Raw genomic sequence first — 899 nt, forward strand, 5'->3', positions numbered from 1 at the left:
TCGACGCGGCCGGATGACCGACGACGCGCTCGCGCTCGCGCGTCGGCTGATGGACGCGCTGGGCCGCGATCTTCTGGGCGAGCCGCTCCAGGCGCGCGGCTGGACGGTCGGGCTAGACCGCGCCCGCCGACGCCTCGGGGCCTGCCACCTCTCGGCGCGCCGCATCACGCTCTCGGCCCACCTGTTGCCGTCACTCCCGCCCGACGAGGTCGAGGACACGATCCGCCACGAGATCGCCCACGCCATCGACGGGGAGCGCCGCGGCCGGACGAACCACGACGGGGCGTGGAAGGCCGTCGCCCGGGCCTGCGGCGCCCGACCGGAGCGCACCTTCCGGGGCGACCTGCCCGACGACAGCGCTGAGGCGCCGTACTCCGCCGTCTGCCCGACCTGCGGGGCCACCTCCGGGCTGCACCGCCAGCCCGTCCACCCGCGCCGGTGCCGGGCCTGCCACGCAGCGAAGCAGCCCGCATACCTCACCGTCAGGCACTCGGCCTCTGGCAAGACGATCTGGCCCGGCGGCGCCACCCCGGGCGTGTTCGGCGGCTGGGTGGGTGTGACCGCGACCTGCCCCGGCTGCGGCGAGACGGTCCGCCGGGCGCGGCGTCCGCGGCGGGCGACGGCCTGCGGAGCGTGCTGCCAGCGCCACGCGGGCGGATGCTATGATTCACGCTTCCGGCTTCGGTTCGAGCGGGCCGGGTAGGAAGCGGCCCGCGTAGGAAGCGGCCCGCGCCTACGTTGTCCGGGTCCACCCGCTCGCGTTGCCATGCCGCTGTTCGCCCTCGTCCTGCTCCTGGCCGCCTGCGCCGCCCCGCCCGCCTCCGCCGATCCGTCGGAGAACCCGGCCGACTCCGCCTCCACCGCGTTCGTCGGCGTCACCGTCGTGCCGATGGACGGCG

General features: G+C 76.3%; 1 protein-coding gene. It reads left to right on the top strand.

The genetic code is table 11. From position 1 onward, the window contains the following. On the top strand, window positions 1-703 hold a 703-nt coding region (locus AAFM92_16870), incomplete at its 5' end, for a SprT-like domain-containing protein (GenBank protein MEL7302035.1). Window positions 704-899: the final 196 nt, after the last annotated feature.

This window comes from Pseudomonadota bacterium (assembly GCA_038533575.1).
In the GTDB taxonomy this organism is placed as follows: Bacteria; Pseudomonadota; Alphaproteobacteria; order Rhodobacterales; family Rhodobacteraceae; genus Shimia_B.